At 58.1% G+C, this 5,958-nt stretch carries 5 protein-coding genes and 1 pseudogene; 3 read left to right on the top strand and 3 right to left on the bottom strand.

The window, feature by feature from the left end:
• The coding region (locus PY650_RS36040; RefSeq protein ID WP_285884850.1) for a response regulator transcription factor at positions 1 to 272 on the bottom strand (272 nt) is incomplete at its 3' end.
• 367 nt (positions 273 to 639) lie between these two features.
• On the opposite strand from PY650_RS36040, the pseudogene PY650_RS36035 reads away from it, so the two are divergent.
• From PY650_RS36035 to hemA, 3 genes and pseudogenes are all read left to right on the top strand, one after another.
• Positions 640 to 1,107: pseudogene (locus tag PY650_RS36035) on the top strand (response regulator transcription factor); the annotation flags it as partial.
• Between the two features lie 1,040 nt (positions 1,108 to 2,147).
• Complete coding sequence (locus PY650_RS36030; RefSeq protein ID WP_285884849.1) at positions 2,148 to 2,291, top strand: hypothetical protein; 144 nt, start codon at positions 2,148 to 2,150, stop codon at positions 2,289 to 2,291.
• A gap of 694 nt (positions 2,292 to 2,985) precedes the next feature.
• On the top strand, positions 2,986 to 4,215 hold the full coding sequence (gene hemA, locus PY650_RS36025; protein WP_285884848.1) for a 5-aminolevulinate synthase: 1,230 nt from the start codon (positions 2,986 to 2,988) through the stop codon (positions 4,213 to 4,215).
• Positions 4,216 to 4,593: 378 nt separating this feature from the next.
• Here the strand turns inward: hemA and PY650_RS36020 are convergent, their stop codons facing one another.
• Positions 4,594 to 5,199: a TetR family transcriptional regulator gene (locus tag PY650_RS36020; protein ID WP_285884847.1), complete on the bottom strand. Its 606-nt coding sequence runs from the start codon at positions 5,197 to 5,199 to the stop codon at positions 4,594 to 4,596.
• A 137-nt stretch (positions 5,200 to 5,336) separates the two neighbouring features.
• On the bottom strand, positions 5,337 to 5,958 hold a 622-nt coding region (locus tag PY650_RS36015; RefSeq protein ID WP_285884846.1), incomplete at its 5' end, for an alpha/beta hydrolase.

Below are 5,958 nucleotides of genomic sequence, written 5' to 3'. Positions count from 1 at the left end.
GTGCTTTCGTTCGGATGGGCGGTGATCAGAACGGTCGGAATGCGTTCGCCAGACGCAATGAGGTGGCGATGTAAATCAAGCCCGGTCATGCCAGGCATATGGATATCCGTTACCAGACAAGCCGTGCGGTTAAGATCGGGGGATCTCAAGAAATCACCCGCAGATGAAAAGGCATGGGCGTCGAATCCCAGCGATCTCACGAGTCCCTCGACAGCCTCGCGCATCGACACGTCGTCATCGACGATCGCAATCAATGGCTGGACGGTTGGCATTGCGGCCTCGCAAATTTGCCCATTCGTGTGTTTCCCACCGTTCTGGTTCTGGTATTGTGACGTTCCCGATAGGATACATCAGCGTGCATGGGCGGCAAAGCCACCACAGCCTATACGATGGTATCGATTGTTTAACACCAGCGGCATTCACGACCAGCCGCACAAGCGCTCATCCGGAAGACTGGTCACGTTGCTTTTGCCCTTGTGGGTGAAGTAATTAGAGGGCATTCTACTCTGTGTGCGGGACGCAGGAGGGGAAGTGGGGAGTGTTCTATTCATTTTGGCACGATGCCGTTAGGGCGGCGTCCGGTGCTCCTGTCATGGGCATGGGTGCACGAGTGCCGGCTGAGCTTTGGATGCGTCGACAATGACCGAGGCGCCAGCGACTGTTATTGTCATCGATGATGACCCAACGATCCGCGAGGCGCTCGGCAGCCTGCTTCGTTCCGTTGGTTTTGATGTGAGGCTGCTGGCCTCCGTAGGCGATTTCCTCGATTTTAGCCGCCCGGCCACACCAACTTGCCTCGTGCTCGACATCCGGCTACCGGGCCAAAGCGGTCTCGATTTTCAGCGAAAGCTCTCCCAGGCGAACATGCAACTCCCGATCGTCTTCATCACAGGGCACGGCGATATTCCGATGTCCGTCCAGGCGATGAAAGAGGGCGCGGTCGAGTTTCTAACAAAGCCGTTTCGCGATCAGGATCTGCTTGATGCTGTTTACGCCGGCCTGGCGCGCGATCGCGTCTGGCTTGAGAACGAGAAGGCGTTGGAGACGTTGCGCGCGCGTTTCGACAGCTTGACCCCGCGGGAGCGAGAGGTGATGGTTTTGGTAGTAATGGCCGACAAGCTGAAGCTGCCACTGGCAAAGGCGCCAAGGCACGTATGACAGCTCTTGGGCTTGCGTATAGAACATCTCCTCCTAATCGGTATCGAATCAATCCGAGCCGCCAATAGCAAAATGGGGGAGGACACATCTATGATGAAACTATCCACCGACGGCCGCTTCCCTCCCTCCGGCCCCTTACGCCCCTCCCCGGAGGGGCCTTTTTTTGACTCGATTGCGGATCGACTAATTCACGGCTGACGTTTCGCTACTGAGAAAATTGCGGGCGTACCTACCAATCGAACCTCGGGTTTGTGCAATAGGCAGTGGATAATCCGTTTTTAATTGCTCGAAGGTTTCGCAGCACCCCCTTATCTGGACGAGCCTGGTGCCGCATCCCAAGGTATCGTGGTGCCATCGTCATCAACGCAAATGTGGCTCTCCGTCTTATCGCTGCCCGCTGTCCGGTATAAGCCTCCGATCGCGCGGCCCCCTTAGACATAGGTATAGGTAACGCTGCCAAATGGTAACCATACGCTACCAGTGTCTAATAGCGCCTTGCATCCCAAACCATCAAACTATGTCTCACGAAGTTTTTGCGGGGATAAACGCTGCCAAACACGTGAGGTTATCATGCACGCATTGGAACCTACTGAATTTTTCGGGCTGCCGAAGCAACTTCACACCAAGGCGGGAGTTGGCACGGGACGCTGCGTTGGGCGTTCGCAAATAGACGGCCCGCTGATCGAGAACTCGATGGGACCCGTCAGTTGCGCAGCATCCATCGACGCCTCGGTTGGAATGTATTGCGTTTCTCCGATGCTCTTTCCTGGACGCGGTAAACCCGTGCCGATCGAGCTGATTTCAAGCGGCGACCCACCGCCAATTTTCGATGGACATGATCATGCTTGTGGCAATGTCTCGACCGCCGTCCGATATCGAGCGGATTCCATCAACCCCTGGCTGTCCGTCATTCGGATTTGGTCTGCCGTGCCCGATCAGACAAATGTCGCTGAAACATCATCGCCTAACCAATGACGAGGAGATATGTCATGTCGTTCTATGCAGAAGGTTTTGACGCCTATCAGTCCGGCTTTGATGCGAAGGATTGCCCTTATCACCTGCTTACGGCAGGCTACGATCTCTGGGTTGAGGGGTGGTTTGCCGCATTCAACTTCTGCCTTGAAGCCGAGTAGGGGGCGTCATGTTGTCCCTCATTTCCTCGGTGGCGTATCATTCCGCTTTGGGCGCACGCCTGCGAGGTCGCAACGCCGCCGCCCAACACAGTGAACCTTGCGCTGAAACCGAAACCTCCGCCTGGACGATCAGAGAATTACTGCGGCGGGACGAGGAGGTTCGCGAAAATCTGTTGGCCCTGAGGTCGGCCGGATGGCCGCGGCGATCATTGCGCGCGCCCTTGTATCGGCGGTCCTATCGAATTGCTGCTGAAAGTGATGTTCACGCTGCCCTATGGATTACAATTGCCTCGATTTTCTTCGCATGGCCGGCTTGGCCCGCGGCGAGCACTTCGTTGTCCTATGTCGTGCTCATTGCCGCGCTGGGGGCCACGACTTTGACCTTCAACGATTCCGAGCCCCTTCACGAGCCAGCAGCAACGCGAACCTGCCGTCAGCAGCCTGCGTCCGCGTTCACATAGGCTGCTCTTACGAAACGTCCGATCGTGAATCTGATTGATTTCATTGGATACCGCCATTCGATGCCCGGCACTCGATCCCCCGCCGTGGCTCGCCCGCGGCCGGTCCTTTCCCTCCCAGGAACCGGCCGCCCTCCTCAAGTCCGATAGGCGAGGACGCCGGATCGGATGAGCAACGGCTCTTTGGATCGGGGAAGTCTTAGTCGCCGAACACGAACCGGACGGAGATTTACTCCATGACCTACGATCATTTCTTTTTTGCAGCACTTGCTCGCCTGCATGCGGAACGGCGCTACCGCGTGTTTGCCGATCTCGAGCGCGTCGCCGGACGTTTCCCGCATGCAATATGGCATTCCCCGGATGGCCCGCGACCGGTCGTGATCTGGTGCTCGAACGACTATCTTGGCATGGGCCAGCATCCGAAGGTCATCGGCGCCATGGTTGAAACCGCTGAGCGCATGGGAGCCGGTGCCGGCGGCACCCGCAACATTTCCGGCACTCATCATCCGCTGGTCGAATTGGAGCGCGAGCTCGCCGACCTCCACAGCAAGGAAGCGGCGCTGGTCTTTACCTCGGGGTACGTGTCCAACGAAACCGGTATCGCGACGATCGCCAAGCTGCTTCCGAACTGCCTCATCCTTTCGGACGCCCGGAACCACAATTCGATGATCGAGGGCGTGCGACGTGCCGGCGCAGAAAAGAAGATCTGGCGCCACAATGATGTCGGTCATCTCGAAGAGTTGCTGGCGGCGCAGGCGGCCGAGCGGCCGAAGCTGATTGTATTCGAGGCGCTCTATTCGATGGACGGCGACATTGCGCCGGTGAACCAGATCTGCGATCTCGCAGAGCGGTATCGCGCGATGACCTATATCGACGAGGTCCACTCGGTCGGCATGTACGGCCGGGCCGGCGCCGGCATCGCCGCGCGGGAGGGCGCCCTGCACCGCATCGACGTGATCGAGGGCACACTGGCGAAAGCATTCGGCTGTCTCGGCGGCTATATCGCTGCGAATGCCGATATCATCGATGCGGTGCGCTCTTACGCGCCGGGATTCATCTTTACGACCGCGCTGCCGCCAGCGGTCTGCGCGGCCTCCACCGCCGCGATCCGGCACCTCAAGACTTCGCAATGGGAGCGCGACCGCCATCAGGAATGCGCGGCGCGGGTAAAATCCGTGCTTGATGCGGCAGGCCTGCCGGTCATGCCCAGTCAAACGCACATCGTGCCGGTGATGGTGGGGGATCCGGAAAGGTGCAGGCAAGCGAGCGATCTTTTGCTTGCCAAGCATGGCATCTATGTCCAGCCGATCAACTATCCGACCGTGCCGCGCGGCACCGAACGGCTGCGCATCACGCCGACACCCTATCATGACAACGCACTGATCGATGCGCTTGCCGAAGCGTTGGTCGACGTCTGGACGCGCCTTGAATTGCCGCTGGGACACCACGCGATCGCGGCAGAGTAATTTCCAGCTAGCCTGCTATTTCTTCCCTGCGGATTATGCTGCGTGTTAAAGCCGGAAATCCACCTCACATTCCGGATCCATGAGCCCCCGACATTCGGGGCAGTGATTACGAAAATCACTCCTGGCAGCAATAATGCGTGCTGACACTTTGCGCGCATGTCACGAATCTAGTGCTGCGGATGAGGATCGCACCTTCAAGTGTCAGAGCGCTGTCCTCAAAAAAACCGTAGCTTTCTTCAAGCGTTCCCTGACATTTTCGGCGATAACGCCGCCCGCGCGATCCGCAAATTGTGCCCACGATATCGAAAGCGTCAAGATGGACGTGAGGGTACAATTGGCCACAAGTATCGTCGATATCAGTAGCATACGGCGACAAGCTCACGTCGGTTGGATGCCATTTAGCGCCGCGACCGCAAAGGAAACGAGCTCTTGAGCGGAAATCTCATAGTGACCCGACGGCAGTGCTGCGACAATTCTAGGATCCAATAGGACACCGATTGTGGCGCAAAAGCAGGAAGCGGCCAAACCGACATTCCTTGGAACGAACTCTTTCGCCGCGATCCCGGCGCAAATGAGCTCGCCCACTCCATCTTGTAGGCCCTTCAGATAATTCCCGAATGACGGCCAATCGCCCTCCGCCGCAAGAACAATAAGTTTGAACATTTGGCTGTCGCTGCGAAGGGCGTTCAGCATTAACCGATGATGGCCGAGCGCGGCATCTTTCAGGCGGTCCGCCGCACTCGCCAATTCGCCATCAGCCGAGGCGGTAAAGCAGAGATCGCTATTGAAAAAATTCTCCGCGATCGCATCCCATATCGCCGCCTTCGAAGGAAAGACTTTATATACGCTCGCCGGCGACTTCCCGAGAAGGCGGGCAATATCAGCAACGTTTGTCTTTGTCGGGCCGTAGAGTCGGCATGCCGCCGTGCCGGCTTTAACGATCCGGACTGCGAATTCCGGTCGTGGCCGGTTCCTTGCGATCATGCCAACTTCCACTTGCAATTCCGTCGGGGTCCTCGAGTGATGTCGCTTACCCTGCCTCTGAAAATCCGTCAGCCAAAGCCGGATGGCATTGAGAATCCGGCTTCATCAGATGGCGGTCTGAAGAAGGCGCTCGCTCTTCAGTAAGAGATCTGACCGTTCACCATCCGCCCGCTGTCTGACGAAAGCTCCCGCTTGAGAACGTCGCGCGCCTCCGGACTGACGACGGCAACTGGGGCGGCGACGGCTACGCGCGCCGCCGAACCTGCGAAATCGGCCGCAGTCATCCCGATTTGGTCCGCAACGTTCGTCTTTCCTCCATCGATGCTCTGCCCTGCCAGCCGGCGCCCGAGCAGGCGCACGATCTCCGGACTGTCGGCGAAGGTATTGTGGCCGAGCGGATCATTCGTCGCGATAGCGCTCGTGTCGATGACGGAAACGCCGAGTTCCTTGAGAAGGGGTGTGCAAGGTCTGAGATCGGTACCGCCGACGCGATTAACGCCACCCGAAAGCCAGCCGGAGACCTCCAGCGCCTTGTCGCGGGTCGATGTCAGGATGGCGAAGTGCGGTCGCTTAGGCCCCATCTCCGTGAACTGACGGCGAAACACGTCGATATCGATGTCCGGTGATGCCAGAATGACATTCTTGACCTTCGCCGGGATTGATTTTTCGCGCATCGCCACACCGCGCAGAGCCTCAGCCGCAAGCCAGCTTCCCATGGAGTGAGCAAGGATCGTGACATCATCGACATCGGGACTTTTC

This window comes from Martinezella calliandrae (genome assembly GCF_030272695.1).
Taxonomy (GTDB): domain Bacteria; phylum Pseudomonadota; class Alphaproteobacteria; order Rhizobiales; family Rhizobiaceae; genus Rhizobium; species Rhizobium calliandrae.
This window is presented reverse-complemented; position numbering and strand designations above follow the sequence as displayed.